Here is a 25146-nt window from a genome sequence, read left to right on the forward strand (position 1 = left end):
TAATATAACACATATTTGTATAAAAATAATAGTGTAGCATCAAATTACTTATTTTTTACATAAATTAGAGACAAATGCCTATCCATAATAGGGGACAGCTGCATACGATGAAGTAAACAGCTTAAGGAGGTGTTTGTTCATGGGTGCAGCATACACTGGAGGATTCGCGTTAATCGTTGTATTGTTTATCTTGCTAATAATTGTAGGTGCAGCATGGCTATAGTATAGCCAGTATAGATGTTTTCCCTAATTAAAAAAGGATGATAAAATGCTTTGAGCATTTTATCATCCTTTTTTGCACTATATTTAGTATATCTACTAAGGCACTCTTAGAAAGAGGGTAGCCCTGAGTTCATCTACGTATACTGGTTTCCACAAAAGAATGTGTACACTCTGTAGACAAGAATGGTAAATGGTTATTACATCATTAGTTACCTTCAAATATGGTTTCATTAGCTAGGAATTAGCTTAAGTGAATGAAACTTCAATATAAGAAGAAATAAGTAATATGGTAATAAGTATGTTTATCGTTCTAAACACATTCGGTTGTCTTTCTTTAGACATCTCAGTTTGCAAGCATAATCTGTGTGTTAATGAATTAAACGCAAAAAGTATGAATAAAGCAAAGGGAACGAACACGATCGCCATAAGTATGACCTCCTTATTCCTATGAAACTACTTTATCAAAATTTCTCTCGCTTGAACAGTATAAAGCAAAAAAAATGCACCCTTCTTTAAAAAGAGTGCATTTGTATCATTAGTGAACTAAAATGTCATATCCATCATCATCATTTTCAACGATACACTTTCTGGGTGCACTAAGAAATTTACTCGCATAAATAAAGTCTGTAAATGATAAACCAATATTTACTGCAGTGAATATTAAAAAGTAAGCAAAATAGTCAACAAAAAGATAACTGCTAATTAGTCCTGGTATTGTTAAGAATAATGTAGGAGCCAATAAGGTGAAAATAGAAGTCTGTTTAGACATTTTTGTTTTTGTTGACAAGAAGAACACGGGAAAAAATTTTGATTTTAAGCGCCACTTAATTTTAACTTTTTTATTTGTAAGAATTAATGGTAAAATATGCGTAAGCTTATGCACCAAAGGTAATAAGGCTAAGCCTATCAATAAAGGGAATATCCCATGATCCTTAAAGTTATTGGATTGATGAATAATGGAAAAGGGAATATAAAGAAATATAAATGATAAAAGTCCTAAAAGTAGAGATATTAAATAAATGCGATTGATGCCGACTTCTCTGTTAACATTTACTGTTTTCCAGCAATTCATCATCAATTCCCCCTTTACGAGTGATGTTAATTGATATATATAAGTTGATTTAGGGACTTATCCTTCAATGAATATAGTACGTTTTACGGTAAAAATCAATAGATTTATGAGAAAAAATGAAAATAATATATATAGAGTTTATTAAAATGATATGTTGTAAAGGGGATTTTTGAATGGGCTTAGATGGTGAAATGGAGAAATTACAATTCAAAGTTAGATTACTACTTGATATATGTGACATGAATAAGTATCCTTTTACGAAAATTGTAATCGATAGTGAATTAACTAACGATGAATATCAAGGTGTAATTCAATTACTAGAGGAGATTAATACATACTTTATTAATCAGAAAGAAGAGGGTTTTTTAAACTTTGAATCTTTATTAATACATTTTGTTGGGTTATTAAATACAAAGTTGAATCCGGAAGAAACAATGCATGCATTAGTCAAGGAAGGATACTATCCTTCCTTAATGGAGGTATTGATTACAGCACATAACAAAAGAGAATAAGTATATTAATTAAGTTTTCTTTGTAGACTTTATCTCATGAAAAACACTTTCTAATGAATGGTGAAACGCTATCATTTCTTTAACTCTTTTATATAATATATTAGCCTCCTCTTTCTCTGTCTCTGTATTGTTAAAAAAATCTTCCTGTAGTTTTTTTTCTATTTCTATTAGTGAACTTTTTTGCCTTGAAGCTGCATCAATCCATTTATGAATAAAAGAATTCATAAACTTTCGATATAAATTTTCATCTGCCTTGTACAAATCTTTTCGTACACCTTTTCTCCACACTCGCTCAGCCAAATTTAAATCCACTAAAGTGCGTATACCAGTATTAACCGACGTCTTACTTTTACCTAAAGCATCACTCATTTCATCCAAGGTCATTGGAGTTCCCTCTATATACAAAATGGCGAAGAGCCGTGCTTCGGAAGGGTTTATATCGAACATTTCTACTGTTTTTGCAAACTCAGTGATTATTAAATTGCTGATATCTTCTAAATGGTTTTCAGACATATTATCCTCCTTCAAACCGTTGTTAAGATAAGCCTACAATAAAAAAGAAATAATTGGTAGTTCTGTTTAGTAATGTAATCGCTAGTAAATGGTTGCAAAACAGAGTATTTACTTTCTAAAGTTTGTACAGTGTAAACTGTACGTAAAATATAAACGAAAATCATAGTATTTATCGTTTGAATTTTATGTAGGAAAAGGGATATAGTATTAAAGGAATGTTTAGTTTTGACTTGGGAACATTAAAACAAGAGGATCTAAATTGGTAAATGTCCATTAACATGACAAATATCGTAAATTTAAAAGAGGTGAATTTTATGCCGGTGATTAAAGTAGAAGGCTTATCTAAAGTATTTGGTAAAAATACAAAAGAAGCTTTGAAGCTTCTAGATGAAGGTAAGTCAAAAGAAGATATATTAAAGCAAACTGGCAACACAGTAGGGGTTAACCGTGCTACCTTTGAAGTGGAAGCAGGGGAAGTTTTTGTGATTATGGGTTTATCAGGTAGCGGTAAATCTACGTTAGTTCGTTTACTTAATCGTTTAATTGAACCCACTGAGGGAAGTGTCATTATTGATGGTGAAGATTTAGCAAAGGTAAACAAAGACATTCTTCGCCGTGTTCGACGAGAGAAAATGAGTATGGTATTTCAAAAATTCGCATTGTTTCCACATAGAACAATTTTGGAAAATGCTGAATTCGGTCTAGAAATTCAAGGTGTAGAAAAAGAAAAAAGAAGTAAAAAAGCGAAAGAATCATTAGAACTAGTTGGTTTAGGAGATTATATTCATCAACACCCTGAGCAATTATCTGGTGGTATGCAACAACGTGTTGGTCTAGCAAGAGCGTTAGCTAACGATCCAGATGTATTACTGATGGATGAAGCGTTCTCTGCATTAGATCCATTAATTAGAAAAGATATGCAAGATGAACTGCTCGATTTACAAGTGTCGATGCAGAAGACAATTATCTTTATTACACATGATTTAGATGAAGCATTACGAATTGGCGATAGAATAGCATTAATGAAGGATGGATCAATTGTACAAATTGGTACGCCTGAAGAAATTCTCGTCAATCCTGCTAATGATTATGTTGAACGATTTGTTGAAGATGTGGATCGATCCAAAGTTTTAACTGCCGAACATATTATGAAACGTCCAGAAACGATTAATATTGAAAAGCATGGTCCAAGAGTTGCCTTAGAGCGAATGAAGGAAGAAGGCATATCCAGTATCTATGTAACAGATGGAAAACGAAATCTAAAAGGCTATGTTTTAGCAGATGATGCATCTGAAGCGCGAAAAAATGAAGTGCGTGACCTTAATGAAATCCTGAAAACGGATGTACCAACCGTTTCTAAAGATACTTCGATGCATGACATATTTGAAGTGATTCATAACACTCCAGTTCCGATAGCCGTAGTAGAAGATGGTAAGTTGTTAGGGATTGTCGTTCGTGGTGCTGTGATTGCTGCACTTGCTGGAGAAGGCGAGGTGAATTTAAATGCTTGATTTTATTGAAAAAATTAGAATAGCTGAAGCAATTGAATTTTTTACCGATTGGCTCACGGATGCTTTTTCATTTTTGTTTGACCCTATTAAAAACCAATTTGGTGACTTCATGGATTGGTCTTCTGACCAGTTGTCAGCAATCCCACCTATCATTATTATCCTAATTGTTGGTATCTTGGCCTTTTTTGTGAGTGGAAAACGATTTGGTTTAGCCGCTTTTTCAGTTATAGGTCTATGGCTTATTTATAATCAGGGTTTATGGGAACATTTAATGGAGACATTTGCCTTAGTACTAATTTCGAGTCTTTTATCGATTTTAGTTGGTGTACCCATTGGTATATTGATGTCTAAAAGTAAAACTGCAGAAGCAATTATTACACCAATATTAGACTTTATGCAGACGATGCCTGCATTTGTCTACTTAATTCCCGCTGTTGCCTTCTTCGGTATCGGCATGGTACCAGGTATATTTGCATCACTAATTTTTGCTACACCACCAACTGTGCGTTTCACTAACTTAGGAATTAGACAAGTTTCTACAGAGTTAGTAGAAGCATCTGATGCATTTGGAAGTACTGGATCGCAAAAGTTATTTAAAGTAGAATTACCCATGGCAAAAAGTACAATTATGGCGGGGATTAACCAAACTGTTATGTTGTCATTATCCATGGTTGTTATTGCATCGATGATCGGTGCACCGGGCTTAGGAAGAGATGTATTATCTTCTCTTCAACGTGCGGAAGCAGGTACAGGTTTTGTTGCGGGTATTAGTATTGTTATTTTGGCAATTATTATTGATCGTTTTACACAAAACCTAAATACCAAAAGAAAGTAAATGATAAAGTTGGAATACTTTTCCTATGAAAAGTTCACCATATAAAATAAAAGAAAAAGGGGAGATTTATAGTTATGTTAAAAATAACTTGGAAACATTTTGGCTTAGTAGCCGTACTTGTACTATCTTTACTTCTAGCTGCATGTGGCACAGAAGAGGAAGAAGGTACTGACACTGATGCAGGTGGAGAAGACACTGGTGAAGAAGCTACAGGAGTTGACCTAGGTACAGAAGATTTAGAATTAGTATATGTGGAATGGGCTTCTGAAGTTGCTTCAACTAATGTCATAGCGCAAGTTCTTGAAGGACAAGGTTACAATGTTGAAATAACACCGATTGACAATGCTATTATGTGGGAATCGGTAGCAAATGGAGATGCTGATGGGATGGTGGCTGCATGGTTACCTGCAACTCACGGAGATCTTTACGAAGAGCACAAAGATAACGTTGTTAACTTAGGTGTTAACTTAGAAGGTGCTAAGATTGGTTTAGTTGTTCCAGAATACATGGATGCAACAACAATTGGAGACCTTGCAAATTTTTCAGATGACTTAAACAGTCAAATCACTGGTATTGAAGCTGGTGCAGGTGTTGTTAAATCTGCTGAACAGTCTATTGAAGATTATGGTTTAGAAGGATGGGAAGTACAAACATCATCTAGTGGTGCAATGGCAACTGCCTTAGGTGAAGCTGTTGATGCTGAAGAGCCAATCGTTGTTACTGGTTGGACTCCACACTGGAAATTTGCTAAATATGATCTTAAGTATTTAGAAGATCCTGAAGGTTCATTTGGTGGAGCAGAAACAATTGAAACGATGGTACGTCAAGGTTTAGAAGAAGACAGTCCTGCTGCATATCAAATTCTTGATCAGTTTGCTTGGACTTCAGAAGATATGGGAACAGTAATGCTAGATATTGAAAATGGTACATCTCCAGAAGATGCTGCTGCAGCGTGGATCGAAGACAATCAAGACTTAGTTGACGAATGGACTGCAGGATTAGAATAATTTAGTGTAAAAAGAACTACCTTTAGAAAGGTAGTTCTTTTTTTTAGGCTAAAATAGCATCAGCCTAAGTTTTAGTTTTCTTTTTTAGTCTGTTCTTCAAGCTCTTTTAGGCTTTCTTCAATTTTTGCTAAGTGTTTTTGAATGTTTTTTTGATGTGGTTCAATTGTCCTCTTCCATGTTTCTAAGGAAGTTTTAACATCTGCAGATAACTCTTTTACTAACAACGCACCTTCCTTAGACGTTTGGGCAATTTGTTCCGTCAACTGAATTCCATCACTTTTTATCTTATCAAATGTATCGACCAATTTTTCTCCGCGTAATTTTGCATCCGTACGCAGTTCTTTTCCTGATTGTGGAGTACTAAGTAATGTTGCTGTAGCACTTACAACTCCACCAGCTAAAATACCGAGTAGTAAAGATTTTCCGTTAACCATTGCTTACACTCCTTTCTTTTCTCATTATACTATTTTCTCGTTATTAGTAGATGTGAAACCTCAAAAAGATTTAATTTTTTTTATAAATTATAACTTTTTAAGAATTTAAAAGCTTTATTCTATGTTGTTATTGATTTCACTCGCTATTTTATTTAGATCCTCTTGAGAGTATTGGTCGGGGTTTGTTTTCCAAACAGCACCAAACCCATCTCCTTTTCCATATCGAGGAATAAGGTGAATATGTATATGAAACACAGACTGTCCAGCGGCTTCTTCATTATTATTCAAAATATTTAATCCAATTGGCTTATAGGTTTCCTTTATAGCTGAAGCTATTTTTGGTACTCGGTTAAATAATTTTTCTGCTATGTCACTAGGTGTTTCATAAATATTTTTGGCATGTGTTTTAGGAATTATTAACGTATGTCCTTTCGTAACTTGTCCGATATCTAGGAAGGCATAGACATCTTCATCTTCATAAACTTTAGCTGACGGTATTTCACCAGTTGCAATTTTGCAAAACAAGCAATCATTTGATGAATTCATAACATTACTCCTTTATTCATATAGTAATTTAATTGTAATAATTTACTGTGCAGTATGTAAAGCCTAAGGTGTGAAAAATCAGTCTTTTTAAACCCAAGTAAAAAACAAGCGGGTTAGTCGCCGATACAGTATAAGTCCTTAGACTTTTCTGTATTGGGACAACCCGCTGTCGAAGGAGTAGGGATGCTTTCTTAAATACTAATCATTAGAATCAGGGGAATGATTCGGTTGATTTTTAAGTTATAAACCTGCTGTCAACACCTCATTTGGTTAGAGTTGTTGTTGCTTTTCTTATTGAAGTTGGTTTAATTTAAGATAATTATCTTTCACCGACACCTCATTTCGTGTGTTACCACAACATATGACTGTGACGAAAAAGTAAATCCTAACTCCTTCTCTAGCTATTCTCTACAGTTATCGGTAATCTTATTCGGTATATTTTTGGCAAAGTTGAGGTAAAATGGTAAAATTTTAATCAATAAGCATTTTGAAGAAAAAGCAGGAGGTTACGATGTTGAAGCCTTTATTACATATTAAGAATTTACAAGGTGGTTATACGAACAAGAATGTCTTACATGGAATTTCTTTTGACGTATATCCTAATGAAATAGTTGGTTTAATTGGTTTAAATGGTGCTGGTAAGAGTACAACGATTAAACATATAATCGGGTTAATGCAAGCAAAACAAGGCGAGGTCGCCATAGAAGGGAAGTCGTTTCAAGAATCGCCAGATACTTATCGAAGCAAGTTTGCCTATATTCCTGAAATGCCACTCTTATATGATGAATTAACATTGTATGAACATTTACGTCTAACAGCAATGGCCTATAATATTCCTGAGGATATCTTTAAAAAAAGGCTAGATCCGTTATTAAAAGAATTTAGATTAGAAAAAAAATTAAAATGGTTTCCAATTCATTTTTCTAAAGGAATGCGCCAAAAAGTAATGATTATGTGTGCATTTTTAATTGAGCCACCTTTATACATAGTCGATGAACCATTTGTTGGTCTTGATCCATTAGGAATACAATCTTATCTGCAATTAATGGAAGAGATGAAAGAAAAAGGTTCCGGTGTACTCATGTCGACTCATATCCTGGCTACTGCGGAAAGGTATTGTGATCGTTTTGTTATCTTACATGATGGTAAAGTAAAAGCTAAAGGTACTTTGGAGGATTTGCGTAAAGAGTTCCACATGCCAAGGGCAACTTTAGATGACCTTTATGTTCAACTCACAAAGGAAGAAGATAACTATGTTTGATGCAAACCGTTTTTTTAAAGATAGGTTTTCAGCTCACCTAAAAGAAACGAGTCGGTATTTAAAATATATATTTAATGGTCATATTGCCGTTGCCATGCTCTTTCTTGTATCAGCGCTTAGCTTTTATTACCAACAATGGTTAGAAACGATTCCAGATACTTTTCCAACTGCACTGATTATTGGCTTGGGATTTGGATTTATGGCCAGTTATAGTCCAGTACGAACATTGCTACGGGAACCAGATTTAGTCTTTTTGTTACCAGCAGAATTTAAGATGGGTACTTATTTTCGAAATGCGTTAATATACAGCTTCGTGATTCAACTTTATTTAATTTTATTAGTTGCTGCTGCTCTTGGACCTCTATATCTAGCAAGTTATCCAAATGAGCCAGGAAGTAAATACTTACTGATTGTCGTTGTTTTATTTATATTGAAAGTTTGGAATTTATTAGCCAACTGGTGGATGTTGAAAATTAGAGATTGGAAAACGAGGTGGACCGACCAAGTTATAAGGTTCTTACTTAACGCGGTTATCTTTTTTTTCTTTATACAAGGTCAGTTATTGTTAGCGGCGGTTACAACATTAATTCTATTTGTACTTTTTGTTTATAACTATTATTTATCTAAACAACATTCCGGGCTAGTATGGGACGTGCTTGTTGATAAAGATAGAATGCGAATGCGCACGTTTTACCGAATTGCTAATATGTTTACAGATGTTCCACATTTAAAGATGCAAATCAAAAAACGACACTGGCTTGTATCAATCATAGCAAGAAATGTTCGATTTAAACAAGAAGCTTCTTATGTTTATTTATATCGGATTACAATGATTAGAAGTGGAGATTACTTAGGAATGTATATTCGATTGATGGTGATTGGTGGACTTGCAGTCTATTATGTACCTAATATTTGGATGAAATTGATTTTCACTTTTTTATTTCTTTATCTAAGTTCCTTTCAAATGATGACGATATGGCAGCACCATCGTACGGTAACATGGCTTGACTTATATCCTATACCAAAAGAATCAAGACAAGATGCAGTACTGGGCTTATTAAAGCAGCTTATGATTATCCAAACAATTGTCTTTGCTTTGTTATTTCTCTACATAGGGAACCTAACAGGAGTTGTAGTCGTAAGTTTAGGTGGGCTAATGTTTAGTTATTTATTTGTCCATGGATACGTAAAACAACGTCTAACCTAAAGGGAGACAAAATATGAGTAATGTAACATACGAACAGCAAGTGTTAAGTGAAGCGAAGCATTTTGAAAGATCGATGCGTAAGAAGTCTTCGATCATCCAACGGTCATCCAAAAAACTACAAACTAAAATTAATAATAAGATACCAGATAAGATTCATGTAATCGTTACAGAAAGTATCAAAAAAATGATTCAATTGGCATTAACATCGTCAGAATATATACGCCCAGTCGAGATTAGTCCAGATTCAACGATGGAAGAGAAGGAAAAGCTCGTAAAAGCACGTTTACTTCAATCTAAAAAAACAGCAATGATTGAAGGTGCTGGTACTGGAGCAGGTGGAATATGGTTGGGTGTAGCTGACTTTCCTTTGTTACTGAGTATTAAAATGAAGTTTATTTTTGACGCGGGGCAAATCTATGGCTATGACGTGACAAAATACGAAGAAAGAATGTACTTGTTACATGTTTTCTTATTAGCTTTTTCTAGTGATGATAAGCGGAAAGAGGTTTTGCAAACGTTATTGGATTGGGATGATTCAAAAAACAAGTTTAGAGAAGTTGATTGGAAAACACTGCAGCTTGAATATAGAGACTCACTTGACTTTGTGAAAATGCTTCAGTTAATTCCTGGATTAGGTGCAATCGTAGGTGCTGTTGCTAATCGGAAGTTACTACAGCAATTAGGTGATACGACGATTAATATGTATCGACTAAGGTTATTGAAATAGTAGGAAATAACAAGAGAATGATTCGAGAATTTCATTTTTGTCCGGAATGAAATCAAGTTATAGTTGTGGAAATGAGAATTTCTATCTAAACAAAACAATCCAGATACATTTCGTGTATCTGGATTGTTTTTACTTTTCCTGTTGGAATAATTTCACTGTATTTATCAAAGTCTTGGCTGCAAGCACCATGGATCTTTCTTCAATATCAAATTTTGGATGATGGTGTGGATAAATATGTCCTTCTTTTTGAGCACCTGTAAAAAAGAACGCACCAGGTTTTTTTAGTAGATAATAAGAAAAATCTTCCCCTGTCATACTCGGAACTACTTCTCTTGCATTTTCCACCTCATTTACTTCAGAAGCAGCTTGTAGGACAAGAGCAGCTTGCTCAGGATGGTTAACTACAGGTGGATAGCCTTTCTCGTAGTTAAATGTATATCCAGCCTCATAGCTCGTGCATGTACCTTTAATGATATTCTCCATTTCTTGGATAATCTGATTTTGTAAGTCAGGATCAAATGTACGTACTGTTCCTGTAATTGTTGCCGTATCTGCAATAATATTAAATGTATTTCCTGCATTAAATGTACCAATACTAAGTACCGCAGTACTTAATGGATCAACTCGTCTGCTCACGATTTGCTGAAGGTTTGTAACAAGTTGAGAACCGATTACAATAGCATCATTTGTTTGGTGGGGCATTGCACCATGTCCACCTTTACCTTGAATCGTAATGGAAAAGCGATCGGCACCAGCCATAAATTCCCTTGGAGAAGTTTCGACAACTCCAAAAGGTGTATTTGTCCATAAGTGTGTACCAAAAACAGCATCGATATTATCTAGTACACCGGAGTCTACAATTGATTTAGCCCCACCAGGTGCAAGTTCTTCAGCGTGTTGGTGGATAAATACAATCGTACCTGGCAAGTCTGACTGATATTGTTGCATTGCTTTAGCAACGGTTAATAATGTTGCAGTATGTGCATCATGCCCACATGCATGCATTACGCCATCGATTTTAGACTTATAGGCGACGTCTTTTTCATCTTGAATTGGCAATCCATCAAAATCAGCACGTAACGCTACTGTTCTTCCTGGTTTTCCACCTGTTAATGTAGCGATTACGCCGTTTCCCCCAACATTGATTTGATGTGGTATACCTAATTCTTCGTATGTATCTGCAATGTATTGTGCTGTTTTTTCCTCTTGGAATGAAAGTTCAGGATATTGATGTAAATACCTTCTTATATTAACCATTTCATCATATAAAGAATCGATTGCTGTTGTTAATTCTTTCCACATAAAAGTATCCTCCCGAAAGCTATTTTAAATCAGTATAACATAGGAAATGTGTAGCAACTAAGAGCAAGAGCATGATAGTTAATGAATAATTATTTAAAATCGACTGTTTTAAAAAAATTGGTGTTTACGACAGAAAAAAATATATAGTCTGCACAAAATATTCTTAACTTTTGTGATAATTTTTTTACGTTGCATTGATGTTTGAGTGGTACTCCGTTCCGTCAGAACACTTCGCTTTCCACGGGTACGGCTTCAGCTAACTCAGAGAAAACTGCTTCTGAGTGGATCTTCAGCTCGTGGGACTGCCATTACTCACCCCAGCGAAAACACTTGCTGTTCCTGCAGGAGTGTCGCCATTTTTGCTTGATCCGCTGAAAACAGCATCTATTTAATAACCTTTCTTAGTACACAAAATCAAGGGCCTACCTTTTACTTAAAAAGAAAACTATACTAAGCTGCGGAAAAATGCGACACTCGTGGGGTAAGAGCAGCTTCCGAAGACCCCAGGGGGTAAGGAAAGCTTCAGTGGAATGACATCGCACGCAGGAAAAGTGTTGTTCATTTTCAAGGAAACGTTTCTTTTTGAGCGAGATGGAGGCTAAGGTGCTGCCCCCGGAAAGGGAGTATTTTTCCGGAGCGCTCAATTTAACCCATCTTAGAAAGAATGTAAGGAAGTTACTCTAAAGTTAGTGCAAACTTTATATCAAATCCGAGGGCTGTAAAGCAATAATGTTTACGAAAAGAGATATGAATTTTAATCATTTATCAAAATCGAGTCAAAAAGAGACCTTCACAGTAGTGAAGGTCTCTTAAGAGATTATGTTACTTATTTGAAGAAGCTGGAATCGGCTAAAAGTCTATCTGCTTCTTCCATGTGTCCAGTCTCATCTGCAATCATATCTTCAAGCTTTACGACTAATTCAGTTAACCCGAGCTCTTCCGCTTGTTTTTTACGCTTTTCGTAACGTTCAATAGTATCTTTTTCTGCTCTTCTAGTTTCTTCTAACATATCTTTAGCACTTGTTAATTGTTTCACTTTAACCGGTGTTGTAGTTGGCGTTCCACCTAGTGTTTTAATTTTTTCAGACAAATAAAGAGCGTGTCCTATTTCATCGTTGATTTCACCTTCGAAGAAAGGTTTTAACAGTGGTCGGTATAAACCCGAAACCACAGAAGTGTTATACGTGTACATAATTGTAGCAGAATATTCGTTCGCTAAGTCTACATTTAATCCATCAATTAATTCCTCTAATTTACTATTGTCTTTAATATTTCTTACGTTATCAGCCATTATTCATCCATCCTTTCATAAATAAATTATAACTATTTTATTCTTACTTATAACTTTCCACTATTACAGCTATCCTAAACATGAAAAAACCTGTCAGTGTTTAAATTATTGACAAATGTTTCAATAGTATTTAATAGTATGGGATGAGGTGAATAATTTGCATAAGTTTAAACGTAACTATTTTTATGTCAGTTTTTTTATCTTAGCTGTTGTTAGTAGTATATTGTTAACCGTTCGGGTCATAAGTGAGGATATGCCAGTTATTGATCTTTGGGCTTCTCCATTAGTTGCTAATTTAGACAATACAACTATTTTTAGTGGCTTTCGTTGGATTACAGAGTTGGGTTCAGGGACTTTCATTACACCGTTCACAATATTATTCTCCCTGTTTTTATGGAGGTTTTCCAAGGATTGGATTGCTTCATTTATGGTAGTATTGGGAACATTTCTTGGCTATCGTGTTAATCATTGGATTAAAGTGCTAATTGAACGGGAGCGACCGAGAATAATGGAGGAAGCAGAGGGAATAGGTTATAGTTTTCCGTCTGGACATGCAATGGGTGCGATGATTGCATATGGGCTTTATGTATATTTTTTAACGCAAAATACAAAATCAAAACGTTTGAAAGTATGGATCAACATCATAGGTGTTTTATTAATTATACTTATTGGGTTTAGTAGATATGTGATTCGTGTGCATTATATATCGGATGTACTAGCTGGATATATGTTCGGTTTTATATTCTTAATGATTTGGATTGGCTTATATCATCTTATCGTTCGTATGAAAAAAAGGTTCTTTTATTATAAATCTCAGACTTAAGACTGAGTTAAAACCCTTCTGTCGGTCGTTATTGACCGGCAGTTTTTTATTTATACTAATGTTATAGTAGTAATGGAATAAATTATAAACGATTAATATAGTAGTTCAATTTTTTAATAAAGGATTTTCTACTATCCAATTCGAATATAAATAATAAGTATTTGTAAGGGGTGAGTCGCAATGAGAAAAAAGAACTTCATGCGAAATATCGTAGCTATTATCATTATATTATTAGGGACGGCTTTAGTATTAATAAATGTAGGACTAGTATCATGGGAGTTCGCTGAGGCTTGGTTATATGTCTACCCTGCTTTTTTTATATTACTAGGATGTAAGTGGTTTTTTGATGGACTGAAAGGTAAGGGAGGACTTTGGACAGGGTCTTTTTTAACAGTCTTTGGCGGATTATTACTTATGGATAGATTTGAGTTATTAGAATTTAAATTTATGGATATTTATAAATTATGGCCGTTATTAATTGTTTATTTGGGATTCAGTTTATTTGGCTCATCGAATAAGCGTAAAAAGAAAAAAACATTTCAATTTATTTTTGATTCAGATGATCATAAAGATAGTGAAAAAATGTATGGTAAAAAACAAAAGTTTGTAGTAGGTGATCATAAGTTCAACACACCAAATTGGAAAGTTGAACCATTGGAATTATGGAATGCGGTTGGAGACTATCATATTGATTTTACGAAGGCGTTTATACCAGATAAAGAAATTCCTATACGGATACAAGGATGGGCGGGAGATGTAAGGATTCTCATGCCTGAAAATATAGATTTTTCCCTTGAAGCGCATGTAAAAGCTGGAGATATTAATGTATTTGGGCAAAGTGCTGAAGGGATAAATCGGACATTAACATTTGTGACCCCAAACTATGAAGTTGCAACAAGAAAACTAACAATCTATCTGAGCTTAAAGGCAGGTTCAATTAGAGTTGATAAAGTATAGGAGGGGAACTTTATGTTACAACGCTTGAATACAATCCGCTATACCTATATAAAATCTCATTTATATGGTTTATTTTTAACGACAGTTACGTTATTGGCAATCCTATTATCGATTCATGTTTTATTTCAACCTACCTGGTTGAGTGCATTCAGTATATTTATTTTTTTAATCCTGTATATATTCTTAGCATTTTTCTTCTCGGTTTATGTAGGATTTAAATCAAGTGGTGACATGAAAACAAGAATGGATTATCTATCAGTATTAATTGCGCAATTATCAAGAGGGAATTATAGTTCGAGGGTCTATGATAACTCAGATGATGAAATCGCTAGAATTGGTTTAGAATTAAATGAGTTGGGCGAGAAGATGCAAAGCCAGGTGAAATCTTTACAAAGGATGGCGGATGAAAAGTCAGAATATGCAAAGTCAGCACACAAAGCAGCTACGATTGAAGAGCGTCAGAGGTTGGCTCGTGATCTGCATGATGTGGTTAGTCAACAGTTGTTTGCATTAACGATGATGTCACAAGCTTCTTTACGCTTGTTTGATGGAAGCCCAGAACAGGCTAAGGAACAAGTGAAGGAAATAGCTGAGACAGCTCTGAAGGCTCAAACTGAAATGCGCGCATTATTATTGCATTTGCGACCTGTACACCTATCTGGAGAACCGTTACAAATCGGCATACATAATTTAGTAGAAGAATTAAAGCAAAAATGTCAAATTCAATTTGTAATTGAAATAGAAGAAATCAGTGATTTATCAGAAACAACAGAAGACCACTTATTTCGTATTGTCCAAGAATCTTTATCAAATATATTGCGACATGCAGGTGCTACAGAGGTAACTTTAGATATTATGGAACGTAATCAGGAGCTATTTTTACATGTAGCGGATAACGGGAAAGGTTTTGATTTAGAAACAGATCAACAAAAGAAAACATCATATGGATTAAAAACAATGAAAGAACGAAGTGAAGAAATTGGAGGTACCTTCGCTATAAAATCCAAGCAAGGCGAGGGAACGCATATCGATATTCGAATTCCATTATAATAAGGGGGATACCAATGATTCGAGTTGTAGTAGTAGATGATCATGATGTCGTTCGAAAAGGAGTAATTGCATACTTGATGACAGAGCCAGACTTGGAAATTGTTGGTGAAGCATCGAGTGGGACTCAAGGTGTAAAAGTTGCGAATGAGACGAAACCAGATGTAGTACTAATGGATTTAATAATGGAAAATGGAACTGGAATTGAAGCTACTCAAAAAATAATGGAGGAAAACCCTAATTGCAAGGTAATCATCCTAACTAGTTATTATGATGATGAACAAGTTTTTCCAGCCTTAGAGGCAGGCGCATTCAGTTATATGTTAAAGACATCAGCTGCAGATGAAATTTCATCTGCGATAAAAAAGGCTTTTAGTGGTGAAACAGTGATTGAATCAAAAGTAGCTAATAAGATGATGACTAGTTTTAGATCTCATATGAGTAAAGCCCATGATCAATTGACGGAAAGAGAACTAGAAGTATTAATGTGCATCGGAGACGGTTTAACAAATCAGGAAATTGGAGATAAATTATTTATCGGAATAAAAACGGTGAAAACGCATGTGAGTAATATTCTAAGTAAGCTTAGTGTAAATGATCGTACGCAAGCGGCTGTGTATGTTCATAAAAATGGACTTGTTAAAAAATAGTCAGAACAAAAAACCTTACCTGTTGGTAAGGTTTTTCTGTAGACAAATATATTTCAGTAGAATATCTTTAAATATAGCTAATAAATATAAGATTAATAGAAAGGACCTAGTTATGTCTAATGAGCAAAACAAAACAGAACAAATAATGTTCTTTATATGGGCGCAGAGTGTTGTTGCGACTTTAGGAAGTCTATTCTTTTCAGAGATAATGGGTTTTATTCCGTGTGAGTTGTGTTGGATCCAGCGTATATTAATGTACCCGTTAGTTATTATTTATGGTACAGCTCTTGTGAAAAAAGATTGGAAGATTGGATTACCAGGCTTATTTATGAGTGGTATCGGTTTATTTGTATCTGCTTATCATTATCTGTTACAAAAGTGGTCTTTCTTAAGTGAGGTTGGAGACTCTTGTGGTGTAGTTTCTTGTAATCTTGAATACATTAATTATTTCGGTTTTATAACCATTCCATTTCTAGCTTTAGTTGCGTTTATCGTAATATTTGGCTTGCACATAACTTTACTTTTACAACAAAGGAGAAAAAAACAATGATAAAAAAGATGATTTTATTTACACTAGTTATCGTTCTAATAATTGGAGCATTGATTTTTGTTATCAATTCTAAAAATAATGATAAGTTAGAAGGAAATCCGTATGGCAAAGATAACCTTGATCAAGCAACGATCGATCAATTGGACAACGAGAACTATCAAAATCAAATTTTACCAGATGAATTAGAAGATAAATTAGCAAACAATGAAGATGTTACCGTATATTTTTATAGTCCAACTTGTGTTTATTGCCGAAATACAACGCCAATAGTTGTACCGTTGGCTGAAGAAATGGGAATTGATCTTAAAAAATTGAACTTGTTGGAGTTTAAAGTGCCTGAATATAGCATCGAAAGTACACCGACACTTATTCATTTTGAAGACGGTGAAGAAGTATCACGTATTGTTGGTCAGCATCCAAAAGAGAATTTTGAACAATTCTTTAATGATCATGTAGTTGAATAAAGGCTTGTCACTTGATATTCCAAGTGACAAGCCTCTTTACTTATATTGCTTGATTTAGGAATTTTGCTCTTCCTCAAAGTCAACCATTTTGTAGGTAGTTACATAAGATGGGCCAGCAGTATAAGGAGGCTTCTTTTCTGTTTTATCTGTTTTGGAATGCGACTTTTTAAAGGAATCCGAATCTTTCCACATTTCATAGCTTGCTTCATCTTGCCATTGCACCATGACTACATATGTATTTCCTTGAAAAGGTCGTAACACACGTAAGCCATAGAATCCTGGCGTGTTATCAATTAGACTAGCTCTTTTTTTGAACTGGCTTTCGAATATCGGCTTCCCTTCATCTGTTACAGGGATGTTATTCATAACAACAAATCCATCCTCTTTTAAATTACCACTAGAAACAACGATGTCGTATTTTCTAGCTGCTTCAAAGATAGTTGGTTTGTCAGCTTCATAGTAAACAACGGTTTTATCTTGATCCTCTAAAAAAAGTATATTCAACTGTGGATGTTTGTTAGCAACTTTGCTTAAATAGTCTAGGGTGCCGTTTGTCATATAGGCGTGCATCTTATAAAACCCTTTCATAACATGATTATCTTACGTTTAGTTTAGCAATATTTAACCTCAAACCGCAAGCAGGTGATAAACTCTACCTTTAAGTTGGTAGATAACTATCGTATAATTAGAAAATATTGCTTCCGCATATAAATATACAGAAGTATCTATAAGGATGGTGTTTCATCGTGAAAATACAACAACTCCCAGCTTGGGCCGTTAAGCTTAAGTGGCCTATAGCTGTAATCATTGCAATTATTTCATTAGCAATCTTAGGGTATTTATTTATTATATTTGGTGGACGATTTGTTGTGAACGAACGTGATTTGATTTTACCAGCCACAACTACGATTGTAACTAAAGATGGTGAGGTAGTTGGAAAATTATATGAAGAAAATCGGATTCCTGTAACGATTGAGAAAATACCTGACCATGTAGAAAATGCGTTTATTGCCATTGAGGATAAGCGTTTCTATGACCATGCAGGCGTTTCTTTTCCTTCTGTTATGCGTGCTTTATATAGAGATATCATTGCGATGGAAAAAGTTGAGGGTGGAAGTACGATTACACAACAACTAGCAAAGAACTTGTTTTTACAGAATGATAAAACATGGATGCGCAAAACAAAAGAAGTAATGGCTTCTATTTATTTAGAAAGAAATTTTACAAAAAAAGAAATATTAGAATTATATTTGAATGAAATCTACTTTGCTCATGGTTTATATGGTATTGAAACTGCAGCTAACTTTTATTTTAGTAAACAAGTAGAAAACTTAACCGTTTCTGAAGGAGCAATGCTTGCAGCTTTATCGAAGGCACCAAATACTTATTCACCACTTAATAACCCGGAACAAGCCAAAACACGGCGAGATTTAGTGTTGCAACAAATGAATCAACAAAACATGTTGAAAACAGAGGAAACGCTTCAGCTACAAGGGAAAACGTTAGGGTTAAATCAAATAGAACAACCAGAACGCCCTTGGCTGGATGATTATATAGATATAGTAGTTAAAGAGGTTGCTGATACATACCAATTAACCGGAACTGAATTAAGGCGTGGTGGCTATCGCATTGAAGTTTACCTAAATGAAAAAGCACAACAAATCGCCTATGAGCAGTTTCAAGATGATGGTAACTTTTATGGTTCTGTAGAAGGTACTCAAGGAGCCTTTGTACTTATGAATCAACAAAATGGCCAGCTAGAAGCTTTAATCGGTGGAAGGGACTTTCAAAGCGGTGATATTAACCGGTTACTTGTACCAAGACAACCTGGATCAACAATCAAGCCACTAGCTGTATATGGACCAGCGATGGAGTTAGAGGATTATCAGCCCTATTCCTTACTAACAGATAAAGATATTAGTTACGATGGCTACAACGTTTCTAACGCAGACGGAAAATATAATGGGACTGTAACCATGTACGACGCTGTCAATCAATCAAAAAATGCTCCTGCAGTATGGTTACTTGATAAAATTGGAATTGGATATAGTAAGGATTATTTGGAGAAGATGAATATAAACATCTCAGATAGCGGTTTGGCTATTGCGCTTGGTGGATTAGAAAAAGGTTTGACTCCTATACAATTGGTGGAAAGTTATCGGACATTTGCTCACGGAGGAGAATGGACTAATGCGCATACGATTGATCGAATTCATAATCGTAATAATGAAGTAATAGCCCAATCTAATCCAGAATCGAAAACCATTTTTTCAAAGCAAGTGGCATGGAATATGTTGCGTATGTTAGAAAGTGTAGTAGAAACCGGAACTGGGCAAACTGGTAATTACGACTTAGCCTTGGCTGGAAAGACGGGTTCTACGCAACATCCTCAAGTAGAAGGAAAAATAAATGATGCTTGGTTTGTGGGGATTACACCTGATTATGTATCCGCATTATGGATGGGGTATGATCAGGTGGATGAAACGCATTATTTAACTCAGGGCAGTACAGCACCAACTGTTGTTACTAAAAATATTTTACAAGAACTTAGTAAACAACAAAAAATGGCACAAACATTTGAAAAACCAGATAATGTAGAGGAACTGCCGATTCCTATAGAACTGCCTACGATTAGTGACCTAGATGCTACATATAAGTTAGGTGGTTTTTCACTTGTCCAAGGCGAACTGACATGGACGACATCAAGTGATCAACGAGTTATTTATCAGGTTTATAAGCAAGCAGAGAATGAAGATATTAAGATAGGGGAAGTAGTAGGAAAAGGTACATTTACTATTGAACGAGCTAATCCTTTTAAAGAAGAAATATATTATGTGGTACCGTATGATCCATTAACAAAACAAATAGGAAATCCATCAAATAAAGCTAAATTGTCGATTAATTTGTAAAAAAGTATTACAATATAAAAAAACAACAATTATTTTATTATAATAATTACAATTTAGTGACAATTAGTGTCTTCTGCTATACAGATACAGGTTAGTTCGTTATAGTGATTATTGGAATGGATTAGATGTAAAGGGTGAAACAAATGTCTAAAAAAATAAATGATACAATATTGAAAGCTTTCAAGGGTGAAGAAACTGATTATACACCAGTATGGTATATGCGACAGGCTGGAAGATCGCAACAAGAATACCGTAGAATAAAAGAGAAATACTCATTATTTGAAATTACCCATCAACCAGAATTATGTGCTTATGTAACTCGTTTACCTGTTGAAATGTATGACGTTGATGCGGCCGTTTTGTATAAGGATATTATGTCGCCACTTCCAGCAATCGGTGTCGATGTAGAAATTAAATCTGGAATTGGACCAGTTATTGATGATCCAATTCGGTCATTTAAAGATGTGGAGAGATTAGGGAAAATTGATCCGGAATCGGACGTACCTTACGTGCTTGATACGATTCGATTGCTTACACAAGAACAATTAAACGTACCACTTATTGGTTTTAGTGGAGCACCTTTTACACTTGCAAGCTATATGGTGGAAGGTGGTCCTTCAAAAAACTATCATAAAACGAAAGCAATGATGTATAGTGATCCGAAAACTTGGTTTGCATTAATGGATAAATTAGCAGATATGATTATTACATATGTAAAATCGCAGGTGAATGCAGGTGCTAAAGTGATTCAAATCTTTGACTCCTGGGTAGGTACATTAAATGTCAGTGATTACCGTTACTATATCAAACCGATCATGCATCGTATTTTCTCTGAACTAAAAGAAACCGGTGTTCCGTTGATTATGTTTGGTGTAGGTGCTAGACATCTTATCATGGAATGGAATGATCTACCTCTAGATGTCATCGGATTAGATTGGCGTATGTCAATCACTGAGGCTAGGGAATTAGGTGTTACAAAAGCCTTACAAGGTAATTTGGATCCAGCACTACTTTTATCTGACTGGAAAGTAATAGAGGAGAGAACGAAAGCAATACTTGATGAGGGTAAAGTGCAGCCAGGACATATCTTTAATCTAGGACATGGTGTGACTCCAGAGATTAATCCAGAAACATTAAAACGATTGACTGCGTTTGTTCATAGTTATTCAAAAAAGTAACAACACACAAATAGATAAGGGGTGCTTGCAACGTGGCAAAGAAAAAAGTGGGCTTACTTGTAATGGCATACGGAACGCCATATAAAGAAGAAGATATTGAAAGATACTATACGGATATTAGACATGGTAGAAAACCAACTCCAGAAATGTTAGAAGATTTAACAGAAAGATATAAGGCGATTGGTGGTATTTCTCCACTTGCAGAGATTACGCAACAACAGGCAAATGCTCTAGAAGAAAAATTGAATCAAACGCAAGACGAAGTAGAGTTTGTTCATTACTTAGGCTTAAAGCATATTGAACCATTTATCGAAGATGCGGTAAAACAGATGGCTGATGATGGTATTGAGGAAGCAGTTTCAATTGTATTGGCACCACATTACTCTACGTTTAGTGTTAAATCCTATAATGGACGTGCCCAAAAAGAGGCTGAGAAGCATGGTAAACCAGTAATCTCTTCCGTAGAAAGCTGGTATGATGCTCCTGGTTTTATTGACTACTGGGCTAAGGCAATTGAAAGTGAGTATGCCAAAATGAATGATGAAGAAAAAGCAAAGGCTGTGCTTGTTGTATCTGCACATAGCTTGCCTGAAAAAATCCTTGAAGATGGTGATCCGTATCCAGATCAATTAAAAAGAACAGCTGAACTTATTTCTGAGGCAACCGGTATTACGAATTATGAGCTGGGCTGGCAAAGTGAGGGCAATACGCCTGATCCATGGCTTGGCCCTGATGTTCAAGATTTAACAAGAGATTTATACAATGAAAAGGGCTACCGTTCGTTTGTTTATGCACCGGTAGGATTTATCGTAAATCACTTAGAAGTACTTTATGATAATGATTATGAGTGTAAGGTCGTTTGTGATGAACTAGGCGCTAATTATTACCGACCGGAAATGCCGAATGTTGCTCCAGAATTTATTGCAACTTTAGCGGATGTCGTTTTGCAAAAGTATAAAAGCAGTGTCCATTCTTAAAAAGGTATGTTCATTCAAACTTCGACTTTTAAAGTCGAAGTTTTTTTTATGCCTATTTTTATATTACCACTTGCAACATTATGGAAAATATTATATAGTGCATTACAACACTAATGCACTAAGTTTGATAAGGAGGTGAAGCTTTGATTATTAATTCTGATGGTACTAAACCTATTTATGTACAAATAGCCGAATGGTTGGAAACAGAAATATTGAATGGGAATATTCAAGCTGACGAGAAAATGTACTCGCAGTACCAGCTTGCTGATATTTTTAACATTAATCCAGCAACAGCTGCCAAGGGAATTAGTATTCTTGCCAACGAGGCGATTTTATATAAAAAGCGTGGACTAGGAACATTCGTATCAATTGACGCTAAGCAAATTATTTTAACAAAGCGGAAAGATCAAACGTTGAAAAAATTAGTAAAAGACTTAGTTGTTGAAGCGGAACACCTTAATGTCAGTGAAAGTGAGCTAATTCAGCTAATAAAAGATGCAGGTAAAAATGATGAGGGGGATGAAGAATGAATGTTATTGAGTGCAAAGGATTAACAAAGGCATATGGAAGGCGTCAAGCCATAAGAAATCTATCTTTTACGATAGAAGAAAACAAAATCACTGGATTAATCGGAAGAAATGGGGCTGGAAAAACAACATTGTTAAAGGTGATTGCCGGTTTTTTTCGTAAAACTAGCGGAGAAGTACATGTTTTTTCATATCAACCTTTTAATAACCTGAAAGTGTCAGCTAACATGATTTTTATTGACGATAACATCACCCCTCCCACTGCCTTAAACTTACAAGAGCTATTAGAATCCGCTGCCAGTTTTTATAATAATTTTGATATGGAATTGGCTAAGCGCTTGTTTGACTACTTTTCCTTCCATCCCAAGCAAACGCATCAAAGTCTATCGAAAGGAATGAAAAGCACATTTAATGTGATTGTCGGCTTGGCTGCTAGATGTCCCTTAACCATTTTTGATGAACCAACGACAGGAATGGATTCTGCTGTCCGGAGGGACTTTTACCGGGCACTACTAAAAGATTATATTGAGCATCCTCGAACAATTATCATATCTAGTCATTTATTGGATGAAATGGATGATATGTTAGAAGACATCTTGCTGATGAAAGAGGGTCAAGTACTTTTGCATTCTTCAGTTTTAGATTTGCAAGAATATGCAATCGCAGTTAGTGGGAATAAACAGGTCATTTCGAATTGGACAAAAACGAAAGAAGTTTTATATAAAAAAGACATAGGTGTAGGAAATACGTATGTTGTTGTTAGAAATGAGTTAAATGAGTTAGATAAGCAACAAGCGCATATCGAGGGGTTGGAAATATCTCCTGTATCTATTGATGATCTAAGTGTACATCTTACAAGCAACGATAAGGGAGGAATCGATGATGTCTTTACCAGAGATTAATACGTGGCGTCTTGTTCGAAAGCAACATGCCTTTAAACTTAAATCCTACGCTGGCATGTACACATCGCTTATGGCTATTCAAGTGATTGGAATGCTTTTCTCACTTGGAGGCGTTAGTAGCGGAGGTGTTAGTGGCGACGAACATTCGATTGAATTCAGAACTTATTCGAGTAATGTTGTTATTGCTTTTACATTTTTGTGGGCATTTATTTCTTCAATTCTAATAACGACACGCGCCTATCGAAATGATGATTTTACATTTGTTACAAACAGGTTGACGAGTAACCTATCTAATCTTTTGTTTTTATTAAGTGCTAGTGTCATAGCTGGAATTACATCGATAATGACTGGAAACGTCAATAAAGTCATCGCATACTTCTTTTATGAATCTGATTATATTATAGCTACAGACATTACTTTTCAAGGTTTATTAATGGGAACGTTCGTAACTATATTATACATCTTTGCATTTGCTGCATGTGGTTACCTAGTCGGAACAATTGTACAATTTCATAAATTGTTTATTGTTGTAATTCCTACCTTGATTATCGGAAGTATGTTTATCGGTACCAACACACATGATACTTCCTTACTCCTTGTTTGGATTATGGATACGTATGGAAAAGAAACGTCAATTCTACTATTCGTTTTAAAAATGATTGGTACGGTTGGACTGCTCTTCCTCCTATCAATAACCCTTTCAAATCGAATGGAGGTAAAACAATGACAATACTTACGACATTTCTTCCAATCTTAATCATGATTGGATTAGTAGGTGTATGCTTTTTTGTAATAAAGAAAAGTTTTAATTTCAAAAGGAAAAAGAGAGGATTTGGAACAAACCGGTTTTTGGTTGGTTATATACTCGTTTTACTAATCGCAACTATCCTATTTTATGTATTACCTGATGATGAATTTCTTAGTGTACCTAAAAATCCACTAGGGTGGTCAGAGTTAGAACAGATACAGAATAATATATACCAGGCAGATGACCAAGAGGCGATTGATCAAATGGAGGAATTGGATGTAGTGAATGAGTGGAGCATTCCATTCCAAAAGGATGAGTTAATCATTTCTTCAACTAATAATGGGGAATATATTTTTATATTAGCTGAAGTGAAGAGTGAAATGGATAATACGATTGAAGTCGTTCACTATGCAACTAACTCCATGTTACTAAAAAGAAACGATCAGATTGCGTACGATGTAGAACTTGAAAATAATACGTTAAATATTATGTCACCAAATCCAGTAAACTTAAAATTACAACATTTTGATGCTGAATTTACAACGACTCAATTTAGTAAAACAGCACAATTCAAAACGGAATATTTTTCATTTGGTATCCGTGGACCGGAATTACTTTATATTAAAGTCCCAAATAACGTTAAAATAACAGGCGATGTGGAATTTGTGGAAAAGTAAGTTAAGACAGGAGGATTATTTATGAAATGGAAACTTAGAATTCCGTTATTATTGCTTACTTGTGGCCTTCTAGCTGGTCTAATACAGAGATTTTCACCAGAAATATTTTTAGAACTAAATTATTTTGTTCGTAGTGCCGTGTTTATAGGCACCATCATTTCTATTAATCTCATTCTTGAAAAGATAGGGGTCAATGAAAAAGAAGTTTACTTTCCTATTGGAGTGTGTCTTATTCTTGTAGGATTCTTGTTTGATTATTGGATGGTATAAAGAAATTATATTAATGCGGTTGGAAAC

The 25146-nt window shown here is 35.0% G+C and carries 30 protein-coding genes; 22 read left to right on the forward strand and 8 right to left on the reverse strand.

The genetic code is table 11. From position 1 onward, the window contains the following. The first annotated feature begins 139 nt into the window (after positions 1–139). Positions 140–223, forward strand: coding sequence for a YjcZ family sporulation protein (locus tag QQS35_RS20170; protein WP_259868645.1), 84 nt, complete (start codon positions 140–142; stop codon positions 221–223). A 245-nt stretch (positions 224–468) separates the two neighbouring features. Here the strand turns inward: QQS35_RS20170 and QQS35_RS20175 are convergent, their stop codons facing one another. Continuing rightward, complete coding sequence (locus tag QQS35_RS20175; protein WP_285934045.1) at positions 469–648, reverse strand: hypothetical protein; 180 nt, start codon at positions 646–648, stop codon at positions 469–471. 109 nt (positions 649–757) lie between these two features. Then, a complete protein-coding gene (locus tag QQS35_RS20180) occupies positions 758–1294 on the reverse strand; it encodes a DUF3267 domain-containing protein (protein ID WP_285934046.1) in 537 nt (178 codons plus the stop codon). A gap of 173 nt (positions 1295–1467) precedes the next feature. Between QQS35_RS20180 and QQS35_RS20185 the strand changes: the two genes are divergently transcribed. Next, positions 1468–1806: a DUF1878 family protein gene (locus QQS35_RS20185; protein WP_285934047.1), complete on the forward strand. Its 339-nt coding sequence runs from the start codon at positions 1468–1470 to the stop codon at positions 1804–1806. 9 nt (positions 1807–1815) lie between these two features. Here QQS35_RS20185 and QQS35_RS20190 read toward each other — a convergent pair whose 3' ends face one another. Continuing rightward, the gene (locus tag QQS35_RS20190; protein WP_285934048.1) at positions 1816–2319 is read right to left on the reverse strand and encodes a GbsR/MarR family transcriptional regulator; all 504 of its coding nucleotides are present in this window, start codon (positions 2317–2319) and stop codon (positions 1816–1818) included. Positions 2320–2633: 314 nt separating this feature from the next. Between QQS35_RS20190 and QQS35_RS20195 the strand changes: the two genes are divergently transcribed. The 3 genes from QQS35_RS20195 (at position 2634) to QQS35_RS20205 (ending at position 5672) form a co-directional block, all read left to right on the forward strand. Beyond that, complete coding sequence (locus QQS35_RS20195; protein WP_285934049.1) at positions 2634–3830, forward strand: quaternary amine ABC transporter ATP-binding protein; 1197 nt, start codon at positions 2634–2636, stop codon at positions 3828–3830. Further along, positions 3823–4665 (forward strand): ABC transporter permease, encoded by an 843-nt coding sequence (locus QQS35_RS20200; protein ID WP_285934050.1) that lies wholly within the window; start codon positions 3823–3825, stop codon positions 4663–4665. Before QQS35_RS20195 ends, QQS35_RS20200 begins: the two co-directional genes overlap by 8 nt. 74 nt (positions 4666–4739) lie before the next feature. Then, positions 4740–5672, forward strand: coding sequence for a glycine betaine ABC transporter substrate-binding protein (locus QQS35_RS20205; RefSeq protein ID WP_285934051.1), 933 nt, complete (start codon positions 4740–4742; stop codon positions 5670–5672). A gap of 71 nt (positions 5673–5743) precedes the next feature. Here QQS35_RS20205 and QQS35_RS20210 read toward each other — a convergent pair whose 3' ends face one another. After that, positions 5744–6106, reverse strand: a complete 363-nt coding sequence (locus tag QQS35_RS20210) for a YtxH domain-containing protein (protein WP_285934052.1) — start codon at positions 6104–6106, stop codon at positions 5744–5746. A 114-nt stretch (positions 6107–6220) separates the two neighbouring features. Then, positions 6221–6652, reverse strand: a complete 432-nt coding sequence (locus tag QQS35_RS20215; RefSeq protein WP_285934053.1) for an HIT family protein — start codon at positions 6650–6652, stop codon at positions 6221–6223. 514 nt (positions 6653–7166) lie between these two features. Here QQS35_RS20215 and QQS35_RS20220 point away from each other — a divergent pair. The 3 genes from QQS35_RS20220 to QQS35_RS20230 are packed head-to-tail and all read left to right on the forward strand — an operon-like array spanning position 7167 to position 9847. Next, the gene (locus tag QQS35_RS20220; protein ID WP_285934054.1) at positions 7167–7913 is read left to right on the forward strand and encodes an ABC transporter ATP-binding protein; all 747 of its coding nucleotides are present in this window, start codon (positions 7167–7169) and stop codon (positions 7911–7913) included. Beyond that, positions 7906–9120 (forward strand): ABC transporter permease, encoded by a 1215-nt coding sequence (locus QQS35_RS20225; protein WP_285934055.1) that lies wholly within the window; start codon positions 7906–7908, stop codon positions 9118–9120. Before QQS35_RS20220 ends, QQS35_RS20225 begins: the two co-directional genes overlap by 8 nt. 13 nt (positions 9121–9133) lie before the next feature. After that, a complete protein-coding gene (locus QQS35_RS20230; protein ID WP_285934056.1) occupies positions 9134–9847 on the forward strand; it encodes an EcsC family protein in 714 nt (237 codons plus the stop codon). A gap of 129 nt (positions 9848–9976) precedes the next feature. Here the strand turns inward: QQS35_RS20230 and QQS35_RS20235 are convergent, their stop codons facing one another. Continuing rightward, positions 9977–11149: a M20 family metallopeptidase gene (locus QQS35_RS20235; RefSeq protein ID WP_285934058.1), complete on the reverse strand. Its 1173-nt coding sequence runs from the start codon at positions 11147–11149 to the stop codon at positions 9977–9979. An 826-nt stretch (positions 11150–11975) separates the two neighbouring features. Beyond that, positions 11976–12440 carry a ferritin-like domain-containing protein gene (locus tag QQS35_RS20240; RefSeq protein ID WP_285934059.1) on the reverse strand — a complete coding sequence of 155 codons (465 nt, stop codon included), beginning with the start codon at positions 12438–12440 and terminating at the stop codon, positions 11976–11978. A gap of 157 nt (positions 12441–12597) precedes the next feature. On the opposite strand from QQS35_RS20240, the gene QQS35_RS20245 reads away from it, so the two are divergent. The 6 genes from QQS35_RS20245 (at position 12598) to QQS35_RS20270 (ending at position 16931) form a co-directional block, all read left to right on the forward strand. Next, positions 12598–13263: a phosphatase PAP2 family protein gene (locus QQS35_RS20245; protein WP_285934060.1), complete on the forward strand. Its 666-nt coding sequence runs from the start codon at positions 12598–12600 to the stop codon at positions 13261–13263. A 180-nt stretch (positions 13264–13443) separates the two neighbouring features. Further along, entirely contained in the window at positions 13444–14220 is a 777-nt protein-coding gene (gene liaF / locus QQS35_RS20250; RefSeq protein ID WP_285934061.1) for a cell wall-active antibiotics response protein LiaF, read from the forward strand. A 12-nt stretch (positions 14221–14232) separates the two neighbouring features. Beyond that, positions 14233–15270, forward strand: coding sequence for a sensor histidine kinase (locus tag QQS35_RS20255; RefSeq protein ID WP_285934062.1), 1038 nt, complete (start codon positions 14233–14235; stop codon positions 15268–15270). A gap of 14 nt (positions 15271–15284) precedes the next feature. Then, positions 15285–15917 carry a response regulator gene (locus tag QQS35_RS20260; RefSeq protein WP_285934063.1) on the forward strand — a complete coding sequence of 211 codons (633 nt, stop codon included), beginning with the start codon at positions 15285–15287 and terminating at the stop codon, positions 15915–15917. Positions 15918–16029: 112 nt separating this feature from the next. Further along, positions 16030–16467 carry a disulfide oxidoreductase gene (locus QQS35_RS20265; protein WP_285934064.1) on the forward strand — a complete coding sequence of 146 codons (438 nt, stop codon included), beginning with the start codon at positions 16030–16032 and terminating at the stop codon, positions 16465–16467. After that, entirely contained in the window at positions 16464–16931 is a 468-nt protein-coding gene (locus QQS35_RS20270; protein WP_285934065.1) for a thioredoxin family protein, read from the forward strand. Before QQS35_RS20265 ends, QQS35_RS20270 begins: the two co-directional genes overlap by 4 nt. A gap of 54 nt (positions 16932–16985) precedes the next feature. Here QQS35_RS20270 and QQS35_RS20275 read toward each other — a convergent pair whose 3' ends face one another. After that, positions 16986–17501 (reverse strand): antibiotic biosynthesis monooxygenase family protein, encoded by a 516-nt coding sequence (locus tag QQS35_RS20275; protein WP_285934066.1) that lies wholly within the window; start codon positions 17499–17501, stop codon positions 16986–16988. A gap of 176 nt (positions 17502–17677) precedes the next feature. On the opposite strand from QQS35_RS20275, the gene QQS35_RS20280 reads away from it, so the two are divergent. The 8 genes from QQS35_RS20280 (at position 17678) to QQS35_RS20315 (ending at position 25119) form a co-directional block, all read left to right on the forward strand. Beyond that, the gene (locus QQS35_RS20280) at positions 17678–19840 is read left to right on the forward strand and encodes a transglycosylase domain-containing protein (protein ID WP_285934067.1); all 2163 of its coding nucleotides are present in this window, start codon (positions 17678–17680) and stop codon (positions 19838–19840) included. Positions 19841–19983: 143 nt separating this feature from the next. After that, positions 19984–21018: a uroporphyrinogen decarboxylase gene (gene hemE / locus QQS35_RS20285; protein ID WP_285934068.1), complete on the forward strand. Its 1035-nt coding sequence runs from the start codon at positions 19984–19986 to the stop codon at positions 21016–21018. A gap of 32 nt (positions 21019–21050) precedes the next feature. After that, positions 21051–21995, forward strand: coding sequence for a ferrochelatase (gene hemH / locus QQS35_RS20290; protein ID WP_285934069.1), 945 nt, complete (start codon positions 21051–21053; stop codon positions 21993–21995). A 143-nt stretch (positions 21996–22138) separates the two neighbouring features. Next, entirely contained in the window at positions 22139–22525 is a 387-nt protein-coding gene (locus QQS35_RS20295) for a GntR family transcriptional regulator (protein WP_285934070.1), read from the forward strand. Further along, on the forward strand, positions 22522–23424 hold the full coding sequence (locus tag QQS35_RS20300) for an ABC transporter ATP-binding protein (RefSeq protein ID WP_285934071.1): 903 nt from the start codon (positions 22522–22524) through the stop codon (positions 23422–23424). Before QQS35_RS20295 ends, QQS35_RS20300 begins: the two co-directional genes overlap by 4 nt. Beyond that, on the forward strand, positions 23405–24151 hold the full coding sequence (locus QQS35_RS20305) for a hypothetical protein (RefSeq protein ID WP_285934072.1): 747 nt from the start codon (positions 23405–23407) through the stop codon (positions 24149–24151). Before QQS35_RS20300 ends, QQS35_RS20305 begins: the two co-directional genes overlap by 20 nt. Further along, positions 24148–24849 carry a hypothetical protein gene (locus QQS35_RS20310; RefSeq protein ID WP_285934073.1) on the forward strand — a complete coding sequence of 234 codons (702 nt, stop codon included), beginning with the start codon at positions 24148–24150 and terminating at the stop codon, positions 24847–24849. The genes QQS35_RS20305 and QQS35_RS20310 overlap by 4 nt, the downstream gene beginning before the upstream one ends. Before the next feature lie 21 nt (positions 24850–24870). Continuing rightward, positions 24871–25119 (forward strand): hypothetical protein, encoded by a 249-nt coding sequence (locus tag QQS35_RS20315; RefSeq protein ID WP_285934074.1) that lies wholly within the window; start codon positions 24871–24873, stop codon positions 25117–25119. Positions 25120–25146 lie beyond the last annotated feature (27 nt).

This window comes from Aquibacillus rhizosphaerae, from assembly GCF_030282825.1.
Classification (GTDB): domain Bacteria; phylum Bacillota; class Bacilli; order Bacillales; family Amphibacillaceae; genus Aquibacillus_C; species Aquibacillus_C rhizosphaerae.